The sequence below is a fragment of the Vibrio ezurae NBRC 102218 genome, assembly GCF_000467185.1.
Classification (GTDB): domain Bacteria; phylum Pseudomonadota; class Gammaproteobacteria; order Enterobacterales; family Vibrionaceae; genus Vibrio; species Vibrio ezurae.
This window is the reverse complement of record NZ_BATM01000006.1, coordinates 1-12,192: the sequence shown is the minus strand read 5'-3', so window position 1 is coordinate 12,192 and position 12,192 is coordinate 1. Positions and strand designations below refer to the sequence as shown.

Below are 12,192 nucleotides of genomic sequence, written 5' to 3'. Positions count from 1 at the left end.
AACATCGAGTAATACCCCTATAGATACAAGGAATTAGTTATTCTGTGTTTGGAATAAATGACAGGTAAGATTCACTATCTGGCGTATCACCACCAGAATAAAACAGGGACAAGAAAGGAATGGTTGGTTAGCCTAAAAAGGCTAAATTTATTTAAAATAATTAACGAGTAAAATCAATTTCAACACGTCGTCCGTTAGGTAAAATGTCATGTTGATAAAACCACCCGTATTGTTTAATGAGCCGATCGGTCAATTCTAACCCAAGGCCAAAACCCAACTCATGCTGGCTATCACTATCAGAGTAATTATGATTAGTGATCAGCAAGCGCTGTTGTTTTTGTACAATAGCCACTTCCCCTTCATAAGTATGTTGAAAAGCGTTGCGAACAATATTGGTAATGACAATTCGTCCGAGTCCAGGCGGTATGGTTAATTCACAAGAGTCATGGCTGATGCTTACTTGAACCTTCTTTCCTTTAAGTAAGTAGCGCAATTCAGATTGAATTTGAAAAACCAAATCGCCCAATATAATCGACTCTTCGGCCAATTGTTTCTGCTCTTGTCGATTAAGCCATAATAAAGTTTCGGTTAAATCCGTCATGGTAAAAGAAGCGCGGCGTATACGATCCACTACCTGCAATTGTTTTTCACTATTGACGCCTCTTTCTATCATCTTTTGCAGTAACTCAGCATTGCTACGAGTCACCGCAATCGGCGTTCGAAGTTCATGACTGGCATAGCCCAAAAACTCTTTCTCACGCTCTACACTCGCTTGAACAGAATTTAAGCTCGACTCTATAATTTCCGCTAATGTATTCAACTCACGGTATTGAAAGTTAGGGGTGGTTTCATGTTGCTGTTTTTGATCAAGTCGTTTTGCCCAGTCACGCAATTGGCGAACCGGCTCTGATACCTGCCGAAGCATGACTAAAAGTATGACACCAAAAATGGTAATGGCGATAAACGCGAACAATACAATGTAAGCAAATTGAGGTGGCTTTGCTGGCAAAATGCGTGTTGCATTGCGATCATCAAAAGAAAGAGAGATATAGCGCACCTCTCCATTACTCTCTATTTTCATTAAGAAATCACGCACCGATGGGGACTTTAAAATAGGGAACCCATCGATATTCTTCATCAACTTGCCATTTTCTAAGTCCGCTTTATCAAAACGATGTTGAATTAATTCAGGGAGATCTTGCCAACGGGTTGCTATCGTCATCTCTTGCACTTGATACGGTTGACCATCTTGTGCTTCAAACTCAAATGCTTCAGTGTGCATAAAAGTGGACATCGCGGTATCCAAACCATAAAAGAAATAATTCACGGCAACCGCCGACATGCCCGCCACAAGCAATGTGCCCGACAAAAACATGGCAACAACAACGTACAATCTTAGGCTGGCGCGAATTTTCATTAACTAGTGGCACTCTTCTCTAAGCGCAAACCCTTGCCCTGTCACGGTATGGATCAATTTAATATTCGATTGGCTGTCCACTGCTTTTCTTAGATTAAACATATGCACTTTTAAGCTATTACTGTCCGGTTGTTCGTCTCCCCATACCGCCTGAATCAGTTTATCGCGTTTGACAGTATTTGGTGTGTTTCGCATCAAAGTGGATAAGATTTTGATGCCTGTGGGAGATAGCTTTAATGCAGAACCCGCTCGGGTTGCGGTTTCCGCTTTTAGGTCCAGTTCAAGATCAGCCACTTGCAACTTACGCACCTCGCCACTACGACGACGTGATAATACTTGGATGCGCGCCACTAACTCTTCTAATGCAAAAGGCTTCACTAAGTAATCATCAGCGCCACTCGAAAAGCCTTTCAATTTATCATCAAGAGTATCGCGAGCGGTAAGCATAAGAATGGGAATGTCATAGCCTTGCGCTCTAAGATTTGAGCACACTTCTAAACCATCCATTTTCGGTAAGTTCAAGTCTAAGATGACAGCATCATAGTGGTTGTCTTTGATCATATTCAGGCCAGACAAACCATTGGTCGCATAGTCACAAGAAATAGAGTCCAACTCTAAATAATCGATAACGGCTGTCGCTAAATCTAAATCGTCTTCAACAAGCAATAGCTGACAATTTTCTAAACCCATAGTGACCCGTTTTACCTTTTATTATTTATAGAAAGATGTGCTGTCATGAATGGTAGCGTGTACCAACATATTGTATTAGCTTACCTTTAAGCTGGTTAATCCTAGGTTAAGACTAAAAAGCACGTGTCTCAAGGCGAATCCAAGAATATATGGTAAATATGGGAAGGTAATGTCAATCACACTAAGTACGTGATCAGAGGTTGCACAGGAAAAATGTTCGAGAACAAGGCAGAGTTTTTCGAGAAGTCGTTTTTAGTACTATGGGTATAGATACTGCTCCACTGAGTTTCACTCAGAAGCTCCATGGAGCAGTAATTACAAAGGTATTTTAGAGAACGCCAATACGCCGCAGGCGACTATTTAAACGGGCGGCTAATGACGCACCACTACCACAGGATGATCTTCAAGATGAATCACTTGTGAATTCACATTAAACACATCTTGAATCAACTGAGGATCAATGATTTTTTTCGGTTCGCCATACACAAAAAGCGCGCCATCGTGCAATGCTGCCACTTTGTGTGAGTATTGGATCGCTAAGTTAAGATCATGAACCACCATCAATACACACGCCTTGTTATTAACGGCATACCGTCTAACGTATTCCAATAGCTTCAGCTGATTGCTCATATCAAGTGCTGATGTAGGCTCATCCAAAATCAGTACTTTAGGCTGATTGATCACAGCCTGCGCCAGTCCAACCATTTGGCTTTCACCGCCAGACAGTTCAGTACATAATTTATTTGCCAGATGGATAATTCCTACTTCTTCCAATAACGCTAATGCTTTCTCAGCACTATTAGCTCGGGTAAACAGAGAACTCACGCCTACGTGCATTGTGGTAATCAGTAATTCAACCACCGTAATGCTGGCCGAGATTCTATGATCTTGTGGTAGATAACCAATGTCACCTAACACCAATGGCTTACCATCCAAAGTCACCGACTTAGGGTTAAACTGAACAAGCTTAGTCATTTGCTTTAATAGCGTTGACTTACCGGCTCCATTCTTACCAATCAGTGATACCATTTCTCCTGCATCGATTTCAGGAATACTTAAATCATTTAAAACGGTATTACCTGCAAACGATACAGATATATTGTTAATTTGCAGGCCCATTAAAATCTACCGCCTTTTTTAATGATTAAGTAAATGAAAAATGGAACACCTATGATGGACATCATGACCGTTAGCGGCAAAATAAGCCCCGGCATAATGGATTTACTGGCAATAGACGCCACTTCCAGTAATACCGCACCAAGTAAGGCCGATGCCGGTAAAAAGTAACGTTGGTCTTCACCCAATATCATTCTTGCTATGTGAGGAGCAACTAATCCAACAAACCCTATCGCTCCTACAAAGGCAACTGATATAGAAGTAATTAAAGAAACCAATAACAGCGTTTTATTGCGTAAACGATTAACATTGATTCCCATAGATTCGGCGCGATCTTGACCAATTTTCAGCGAAGACAGTTTCCAAGAGTCTTTCATCATGATCACTAACACGCTCGGAATTAAAATCGCCAATACGATGATTTTTTGCCAGCTACCTCTGTCTAATGAGCCCATTTGCCAAAACACCAATGTTTGCAACTGAGTTTCTGACGCCGAATATTGCATCATGGTTAACATGCCGTCATAGGCAAACATAATAGCGACACCAAATAGCATCACCCCTTCAATGGAGATGCGCTTCATCGAAGAAATACCGGCAATTAATAGTGTTGTAAGTAAACACATAATAAATGCCATGGTGGCTATCTGATATTCCATCGGAATAAACGGAATAACCACAATATTCATAATCACTAACGCTGCGCCAAAACCTGCAGCTGCTGAAACGCCAAACGTATACGGGTCTGCCAGTGAGTTATTCAGCGTGGTTTGCATCTGCGCCCCTGCTAGCGCTAGCGCAGCGCCAACAAATGGCGCCATCAAAGACATCGGCATCCGAATATCCCAAATGATGATTTGTGTCGCTAAGTCACTATTTTTTGCGTAGAAAATACCATTGAGCACCTGAGATAAGGTTAGGCCCTGTGAACCAATCAATATATCGGCAACCAAAAAAACAATGCTGAGTAAGAAGAACACCCCTAGCATCAGGATTTTTTTACGCTCACGACGACGGTGATGAAGCAAAGCACTTTGAGCTTCACTGCCTATATTAGGTGGCGCAATATGCTGTTGTGGTTTCACTTTTGTATAACCTTAAAGTTATCTTGCCCAAAGATGCCGCTTACCGTTCGGTTCGCAAGTGTCTTGTTCATTTCTTCAAACGTCTGCTCAGGGTTTAGGTCTTTAAATTGCTCAGGGTAAATCCACTTGGCAAAATATTCTAATGCCACCAGATTGTATGGCGAGTTGTAAAAAGGCATATAAATTGAGTACACCTCTTTGTTTTGATAGGCCGGAAGTGGCGCCATCCAGGTGCGGTGCAATAAAGTGTTGGTGGCTGATTTTATCGCAGCCGTATTTGGGTTATACCCAAGAGGGATGCCGGCTTTAGGATTGCCGTTCTTATCAATCCACCCAGTGGTTTGCATGATATAGATATCAGGTTGTGCAATGATGAGACTTTCCGCTGACATATCTCCAGAAAAAGCGCCTTTTAAAGGCTTATCCGCAATATTCACCGCTTTTAGAAATGGAATATATTCGCCCATATTGCCCGCAGAAAACGTTTCACAGCAAGATTCTCGCTTACCGGCAGAGCGTTCCACAAACACCTTTTTGTTTAGCTGATTGTCAGGTACTTTAGCCAAACCTTCCTGCAAAGCATCTAAATGTGTTTGATAGTAAGTCGCAAACTTTTGGCCTTGCTCATGACGCCCTACCGCAGTAGCAAAACTGGTCACCGATTGCAGGGTATTCTTGATAGGGTTTTCACGAAAATCGACGACAAGAACTTTAATGCCAGCTTTGTCCAATTTATCAAACAACCCCTCTTCTTCCGCCAATTTCACGTTCACAATATCAACCACAAATAAATCCGCTTTATTCTTCATTTGAATAAAACGTTCGGCATCGAATTCACCCGATTTGATCTTGCCCAATTGCACCAAATCTTTTAATTGCGGGTAATCTTTCACATAGCTGGCATACATGCTGGGTGCAGAAGTACGCATATCATCACGCCACGCCACCAAGTGCTTTGCCGCATCTTGCTGATAAATCATATCCAACAAAGGAAAAACTCGACCTGTTGAAATTGCGATATTCTTCGGCTCATGCTCAATCGTCACCGTACGCCCTGCCACATCAGTCACGGTAACAGGAAACGTATCGGCCATCGCTAAAGAAGAAAAGAGTGAGCACGCTAAACCAGTCAAAAATAAGCGCACAACAATAGAGTTATTCATAATCATTTACATTCGTCTTACGGGTTAATCTGGAAATGATAATCACTTTCAATTAATTTGCAACGAAATGTAACCCCGTGATGCCGATCAATTTTTAAACTTAAGTTATCGGTCTCGGCTAAAAAGAAGAGCTCTAAAGATTAGTATCTATAAATATATGTTTTATATAGCGTTCTCTAAAATAGAAGTAACTGCTCACTCATAAAGTGTTGCATATCACAATATGCTCAATAGTTGCACCCTGCGATAGCACCTATTAGATAAAGAAATGTAAATTTGTGTTGGTACTCATACAACAATAAAGCGAATGCACGATTGAGTAGACCGCTATAGAAATTCTGCTACCGTTGCGAAATCTAATTGCAAATAGAATTGCGTAACACTCTCATTTTGATAGCGCTCATACGCTATTTATTCACCCATTTTCATAGCGACCTATATCACCGTATCTAAGGGGAAATATATGAATACTTCCATTTTAAAAGTTTCAGCTTTATCTCTATTCGTGTTCTTTGCTGGGAATGCTTCAGCTATCGAACTCAATATCCCAACACAAGCACCTTACATTTCACTGAGTAAAAATTTAGATGAGCCTAACGGTTACGGTTTCTGTCTTGATACCTACGGCCGCGGCTACTCAGAACTGATGCATACGCACACGTGTAAGCCACCTTCAAAAGATAAAGATGCACCAAGAAACAACTCAAGCAACGACGCACGATTTGAATACGACACTAAAACCAAACAAATCCGTTCATACGCTTACGAAAACCAATGCATGCAAGTACTACTGGCAACGGGAAAATCTGAATTTGCACTACTAGAATGTAGCGACCACCCGCACCAAAAGTTTGATTACAATAAAGAAGACAAAACCATCCGATTGGATGTGGACCAAAACCGCTGTCTATCTATCGACACTAAAACCATTAAAGCCGGCCCTTGGGTTAAACGTACTCTAAATCTAACTGAGTGTGATAAAACTGAAGATTCGTTGAAACAGTGGGATGTTGTGGCGAGTTAGGGAAGCGAAAATATGTGCCTAGAACCCGAAATGCTCTAGGCACTCTCAGTTACATATGCACATAAATAGGGTTCATCAAGTAGCACCAAACCTCACTTTTACTTGACCACTTACTTGACCACTTACTTGACCACTAAAGTGAAAACTGCAGATTCCCACATGTAGGAATTTCCTCCACCACAAGATTATCCTTATTAGGGTATAAAGATTGCTTTATCCTTTATAAGGTATAATGCTATCCATATACCCACTAAAGGATAGCGACTCTTTTATCCTCTTGTAGGTATATAACAAGCAGTGAGGAGTGAGTATCTGTGATTTATAGCCCGCAACAATTAACCAATGTTCTACTACTAATTCGTCAAAAAAACGGATGGACTCAGTCTGAGGTAGCGAAAAGAGTCGGCATAAAACAGGCAACTATTTCAAACTTTGAAAATAAGCCTGAAAAAGCAACCATCGCAACTATGTTCAAAATCGTTCAAGCCTTAGACCTAACGGTAAAAGTAGAAGCAAGAGCTGAGAACAAAATTGTCGATGAGGAAGACTGGTAATGCAGCAACTTAATGCTTACATGAATGGAGAACTCTTGGCTAAACAACGATAAAGCTTGCCCATTATCTTTATCACTTAAATTGCAGTTACCTGTGATCACCTCTGATGCGGTTACCAACCACTTCGACAACTTGCTACCCGACAACATTGCAATACGTAATCGAGTCATTGCTCGCTATCAAACCAATTCCAACCAACCATTCGATCTACTGAAAGAGATCGGTAAAGATAGCGTTGGTTCAATTGCCCTGCTCACACCAGAGCAGCCATACGTGAATCACGAACTCTCGTATGAATACCTAAGCGAGGAAAGACTAGAGAAAATCTTAGCCGCTCATAATTATGATATTCCGCTTGGTATGATTAAAGAAGAAAATTTTAGGTGACATGCAGACTGAACTTCCTGAAGCGATTAGCCGTTTACAGGCTAGGCTTCCAGAAGATCTCCCAAAAGAAGTTTCTTCTGCAATATTCAAGCACTCATCACTTAAGATGGTTAAAAAGCTCAGTATCACGAGCTCATAGTAAATAAAGATAGCGAAGAACACGGTTCCTCTATCACGCAGAGGTTAGATTAGCATTGCTATGTCTTTATGAATTTGTTCAAAACCAAGTACTGGTACTCTATCAGTGAGATTTAGTTATTAAGCTTGTCTATTTCTTCATTAAAATAATTTGAGTGAGATGGAAACCTCTGCAACAGATCCAGATGAGCAATGGTTAAACGGAAGAACTCTAAATCGGAATACACCTATTTTAGGGGGTGGTTACAATTGGTGTTTTTTGACCAGTTTAGGTTCAAACGAGCCAAGGCGATCCCGAGGAGTATTGAGTTCAAACTCTCCATCTTCGGTTTTTACGCGTTTACTGCTCTTGCCATTGCGGTAAATATTAAACTTAGAGGGCTGATGTTTTTCGTAGCCAAGGTGCACATCCATCTCTGCATTGAGAGCAGCCTCAACCGTGATTTTCTTCAGCATTTGGCTGAACTCAGTTAAGTCTTCAGGAGTTTTAATTCCTTTAGCTGCTTTTAGCAAAAGCTTCAAGTTCTTTCTTATTCATATTGCCTATCCTTAGCCTTTAAGGCTTAGTTTAGGCAATTACACAGAATTTAGGACAGCCTCGTCAAACTCGGAGCAGTTTACATCATTAATGTAAACGCCAACCATCCGGATATCCATCTTGATCTATATCTTGAACACCATCGTTACCATCAGGTAAAAGTGCGAGGTACTGGGATGAATTCATCAAATTACTATCCTTATTAAGCGGGTTTTGGTCTAACTTATACTCTTTACCGTCTGAAACACCATCTCCATCAGTATCCCATTTCCCTGGGTCAAGACATGGCTGAATATTACCTATTACAGAAAAATCACAAAATGACATTTCAAATGCGTCTGTTAGTCCATCACCATCAGTATCCTTATTTAAATCTGAGGCATAAGCTTTTGTCCTAGGTACATAATAAGTAGCGTTGTGCCCATCTGCACCCCACATAATTACAGTCCCATCGGCTTTTATAGCAGCAAATGTATGATATCCGGCAGTTATTGATATTACATTATGTAGTTGTTCATGTAACATGTAAGAGTTGCCTCCAGATTCTTTTTCCCCCCACGTTATAACACTACCATCTTCTTTAAGAGCTGCGAATGCATCAGAATTAGAATAAATAGCTTTAACATCAGCTGTAAGGTTGGAAGCTACCAATGAGCTATCTCCACCTGATCTTGGTGCACCCCATGTAACAACAGAACCATCAGCCTTTAGTGCCGCAAATGCATGAGCTGTCGAGTAAATGGATATAACACCATTGGACAATAAGTTAGAGACTGAAGAGCTATCCCCTCCATCTAATCCCCAAGTAACAACGGAACCATCTGTTTTTAAAGCAGCAAAAGCACTGTCAGTATGATAGAGATAACGAACACCAGACTTCAATTGCTCTGCAACAGCAGTACTATCACCTCCATAATTCGTCCGTACACGTCCTGCCCAAGAGGATAATTTCCTGCCAAAAGTATCAGTATCTCCAAAAGTAACAACTGCCCCATTGCTTTTAAGAATAGCTATAGCTCCTATCAAATTACTCTGAATAACAATAGCACCACTATCAATAATAGTTTCAAATTTAGGTAATCTATTAGCTTCTCGCACTACCCGAAATACTGAACCATCACTCTCTAGATATAGCAGTCCATTATTAGCTGATGCGACAATATTTCGATTTATTGAAGAATCAAAATTCGTCCACCTACCATTAGAATATTCTCTTCTAAATTGTGCTACCGAACCATTCACTGATAACCCAACGGAAGAGTCGCCTATATCTACAGATTTATAGTCACCAACTATATCACTTCCAGTATTCCCCCATAAATTACCCCAAACTTTTATCCCACCATCTCGTTTTAAAACAGCGACATTATCACCATGAGTCGATATAGCTACAGAATCTTTAACCCTAAGTGCATTCATTGTTTCTATACCACTCATTCCAGCATATTCTCGAAACATTGGATACCCAACATCTCCTTGTCCCCTTGAATAGACTGAACCATTCTGTTCTAGAATTACAAACGCAGACTTTGTTGGGTAAATAGCTAACGCATTACGTTCGAAAATGGTACTTTCTCTAGGTTGAGTGTTTGCTTTGAATTCCACAGTTACAACTGAGCCATCGTGTTTTAACATTGCAAAGGTGTTGGAGCCCCCATTGGCATATATTTCCTGTACTTGTTCAGGAATTGAATATTCTTTAATTGGAAATATAGGGGTTGTAGTTGTCGCTGGTATCAAATTAGTCATAGGCTCTACATGAGTCGCCAACGTCAAATCCGCCATAGGCTCTACATGAGTTGCCAATGTTAAATTTGTCATGGGCTCTACATGAGTTGCCAACATTAAATTTGTCATGGGCTCCACATGAGTCGCCAGTGTCAAATCCGTCATTGGCTCTGTGTGAGTTGCCAACGTTAAATCTATCATGGGCTCTACTTGAGTTGCTGGCGTTAAATCCAATATTGGTGTCGCCGCAGATACTGTTGAGTTGCCTGATGAAAGAGAAGTACTTTTAGCCGAAGAATCACTATCATTACAGGCAGTAATTAGCGACGTCAAAACTAAAATGATGATTAGATTTTTCACCTGTTGTTTACCTTTCTATGCATTTTGGTATAAATTTACTTGGTTTTATATTGCAAATATTTTCTTGATTTTTAACTTATAATAAACATATTGAGACTTAGCCACACAGTGGTCATTTTTATACGATTCGTCATTGACACCATGAAGGTTTTCTTAATATAAAATACTCTATATCATCGATATTTTATTTTGTATAAACACTACATTTTTCATTACTTTTTGGAATTTACTTATTAAAGTTATTTTTTATAAATATTAGTAATATAAATGGCATTTCCTGCCACATACTCAATGATAATCAACTAAACCCACATAAAAGTTGCACACCTTCCACAAGATGGTTCATCTTTTTTAATAAAAAACAATTCTATTTGCATATATACTTGATAAATAAGAAATAAATTATTACGTGCTGATACATGCGATTAAATATATTTTATTAAATAAGAAATTAATCCCTTATTTTATATACTGGAAATAATTAACTTATCCATATAGTGATCATGCTATTAAAAATAGTTCAAGAAAAAGTCAATACACCCTGATTTTCAAGTATGAATTTATGGATTACATACAATATTCCAACTAGAAAGAGATTGGGGAACGTTTTCAAGCATACATTCCATATCTACCACACTACCAACATCCCACCGAGATATATCCACATTGAAATTATAAGCACTAAAAAACATACCAGACATATCTATTACATTACCAACATCCCAGCTAGATATATTTCTATTGAATACAAATGCAAAATAAAACATATCAGACATATCTGTCACTCTACCAACATTCCAACTAGATATATCAGCATTGAATTTCTTTGTCTCTTCGAACATACCAGACATATTTTTTACATTGCTAACATCCCAACTTGATATATCTCCATTAAATATGGATGCACCATAAAACATATAAGACATATTTTTCACGTTACTAACATCCCAACTAGATATATCTCCATTGAATCCAGATGCATCGGTGAACATACCAGACATATCTATCACACTACTAACATCCCAGGTAGACAAGTCTTGATTAAATGCCTTTGCGTTACCAAACATACCAGACATATTTCTCACGCTACTAACATCCCAACTTGATAAGTCTTGATTGAATGCTTTTGCGTTACCAAACATACCAGACATATCTCTTACACGACTAACATCCCAATTAGATAAGTCTTGATTGAATGCTTTTGCGTTACTAAACATATCAGACATATTTATTACATTACTAATATCCCAACTGGACAAGTCTTGATTAAATACTGAGCTACTAAACATACCAGACATATCTCTAACATGACTGACATTCCAGTTAGATAAATCTTGATTGAATGCTTTTGCGTTACTAAACATATCAGACATATTTATTACGTTACCAATATCCCAACTGGACAAGTCTCGATTAAATGCTGAGCTACTAAACATACTAGACATATTATTTACATTTCTTACATCCCAACTAGATATATCTCCATTGAATTCAGATGCATCATAAAACATATTGGACATATCATTCACGTTGCTAACATCCCAACTAGATATATCTCCATTGAATTCGGATGCGCTATAGAACATCCAAGACATATCTGTAATATGTCGGGTGTTCGCATTTTCTATCTTAGTAAGAATGCTTGCTGATAATGTATTACCATAATCATTTATCAATGTCTTTAATTCATCTCTTGTTACCGGTGGATTATCGACATCATTCTGTATATCAGAAATTGAAGTTCCTACATCCATTATTGAATTCTGGGCAATCTGTAAGTTCGCTATTGTGACGCCAGTAATACCAGCCTTAGAGAAATCATCTACCGTTAAGCCATAACTATCTTGTGGTGTCGTATCATGAAGCTTTATTATTGCATTTCGCTTATCAACCACTGCTTGAATGGTGGCAACCGTAGTACCTTTTTTGGTTATCACATCTTGTGCGACACTCAATATATCACTGGCATGAACTCCGGTTGGAATACCGGTC

The 12,192-nt window shown here is 39.3% G+C and carries 10 protein-coding genes and 1 pseudogene; 3 read left to right on the top strand and 8 right to left on the bottom strand.

Annotation, left to right across the window (positions count from 1 at the left end):
- Positions 1-160: 160 nt before the first annotated feature.
- The 5 genes from VEZ01S_RS03035 to VEZ01S_RS03015 form a co-directional block, all read right to left on the bottom strand.
- Positions 161-1,417, bottom strand: coding sequence for a sensor histidine kinase (locus tag VEZ01S_RS03035; RefSeq protein ID WP_021712533.1), 1,257 nt, complete (start codon positions 1,415-1,417; stop codon positions 161-163).
- A 3-nt stretch (positions 1,418-1,420) separates the two neighbouring features.
- Positions 1,421-2,107 carry a response regulator transcription factor gene (locus tag VEZ01S_RS03030; protein ID WP_021712532.1) on the bottom strand — a complete coding sequence of 229 codons (687 nt, stop codon included), beginning with the start codon at positions 2,105-2,107 and terminating at the stop codon, positions 1,421-1,423.
- Positions 2,108-2,479: 372 nt separating this feature from the next.
- The gene (locus VEZ01S_RS03025) at positions 2,480-3,226 is read right to left on the bottom strand and encodes an ABC transporter ATP-binding protein (RefSeq protein WP_021712531.1); all 747 of its coding nucleotides are present in this window, start codon (positions 3,224-3,226) and stop codon (positions 2,480-2,482) included.
- Entirely contained in the window at positions 3,226-4,308 is a 1,083-nt protein-coding gene (locus VEZ01S_RS03020) for a FecCD family ABC transporter permease (protein ID WP_021712530.1), read from the bottom strand. The genes VEZ01S_RS03025 and VEZ01S_RS03020 overlap by 1 nt, the downstream gene beginning before the upstream one ends.
- Positions 4,305-5,471, bottom strand: coding sequence for a TroA family protein (locus VEZ01S_RS03015; RefSeq protein ID WP_040890004.1), 1,167 nt, complete (start codon positions 5,469-5,471; stop codon positions 4,305-4,307). Before VEZ01S_RS03015 ends, VEZ01S_RS03020 begins: the two co-directional genes overlap by 4 nt.
- Before the next feature lie 463 nt (positions 5,472-5,934).
- Here VEZ01S_RS03015 and VEZ01S_RS03010 point away from each other — a divergent pair, with 463 nt between their 5' ends.
- The 3 genes from VEZ01S_RS03010 to VEZ01S_RS03000 all read left to right on the top strand — a co-directional run bounded on the left by VEZ01S_RS03010 (position 5,935) and on the right by VEZ01S_RS03000 (position 7,436).
- On the top strand, positions 5,935-6,495 hold the full coding sequence (locus VEZ01S_RS03010; RefSeq protein ID WP_021712528.1) for a ricin-type beta-trefoil lectin domain protein: 561 nt from the start codon (positions 5,935-5,937) through the stop codon (positions 6,493-6,495).
- 314 nt (positions 6,496-6,809) lie between these two features.
- A complete protein-coding gene (gene hipB, locus VEZ01S_RS03005) occupies positions 6,810-7,049 on the top strand; it encodes a type II toxin-antitoxin system antitoxin HipB (protein ID WP_021712527.1) in 240 nt (79 codons plus the stop codon).
- A gap of 24 nt (positions 7,050-7,073) precedes the next feature.
- A complete protein-coding gene (locus VEZ01S_RS03000) occupies positions 7,074-7,436 on the top strand; it encodes a HipA N-terminal domain-containing protein (RefSeq protein WP_021712526.1) in 363 nt (120 codons plus the stop codon).
- A gap of 387 nt (positions 7,437-7,823) precedes the next feature.
- Here VEZ01S_RS03000 and VEZ01S_RS02995 read toward each other — a convergent pair.
- The 3 genes and pseudogenes from VEZ01S_RS02995 to VEZ01S_RS02985 form a co-directional block, all read right to left on the bottom strand.
- Positions 7,824-8,112: pseudogene (locus VEZ01S_RS02995) on the bottom strand (transposase); the annotation flags it as partial.
- 87 nt (positions 8,113-8,199) lie between these two features.
- A complete protein-coding gene (locus tag VEZ01S_RS16305; RefSeq protein WP_052032189.1) occupies positions 8,200-10,200 on the bottom strand; it encodes an RCC1 domain-containing protein in 2,001 nt (666 codons plus the stop codon).
- A gap of 560 nt (positions 10,201-10,760) precedes the next feature.
- A partial coding sequence (locus VEZ01S_RS02985) for a BspA family leucine-rich repeat surface protein (protein WP_021712523.1) occupies positions 10,761-12,192 on the bottom strand: 1,432 nt, incomplete at its 5' end.

What these genes read in the sequence shown, in the direction of transcription:
- VEZ01S_RS03035 (WP_021712533.1), bottom strand. Translation starts at nt 1,417, where the DNA reads ATGAAAATTCGCGCCAGCCTAAGATTGTACGTTGTTGTTGCCATGTTT.
- VEZ01S_RS03030 (WP_021712532.1), bottom strand. Translation starts at nt 2,107, where the DNA reads ATGGGTTTAGAAAATTGTCAGCTATTGCTTGTTGAAGACGATTTAGAT.
- VEZ01S_RS03025 (WP_021712531.1), bottom strand. Translation starts at nt 3,226, where the DNA reads ATGGGCCTGCAAATTAACAATATATCTGTATCGTTTGCAGGTAATACC.
- VEZ01S_RS03015 (WP_040890004.1), bottom strand. Translation starts at nt 5,471, where the DNA reads ATGAATAACTCTATTGTTGTGCGCTTATTTTTGACTGGTTTAGCGTGC.
- VEZ01S_RS03010 (WP_021712528.1), top strand. Translation starts at nt 5,935, where the DNA reads ATGAATACTTCCATTTTAAAAGTTTCAGCTTTATCTCTATTCGTGTTC.
- VEZ01S_RS03000 (WP_021712526.1), top strand. Translation starts at nt 7,074, where the DNA reads ATGGAGAACTCTTGGCTAAACAACGATAAAGCTTGCCCATTATCTTTA.